Raw genomic sequence first — 245 nt, 5'->3', positions numbered from 1 at the left:
GTATTATATTAATCCTATAAAACTAGAGAGTCTTATGGGAAATAAAAAAATAGAAACGGTAAATATGAAATATCAAAAGAGCAACAAGAAGTTTTGAGGTGAAGATGATGCTGAATTGTATTCCATAAAAAAATTTGTTAATATAAAAATACAATTATGAGAGGACTGATGGATGGAACATGATTAACTAATCTATATTCTTATTTGAAATGAATAACTTCAAACTACAAAATATAGGGTTAGTC

It is taken from the genome of Bacillus sp. JJ722 (assembly GCF_036963345.1).
Taxonomy (GTDB): domain Bacteria; phylum Bacillota; class Bacilli; order Bacillales; family DSM-1321; genus Bacillus_AD.
Note: the sequence above shows the minus strand (reverse complement) of the source record.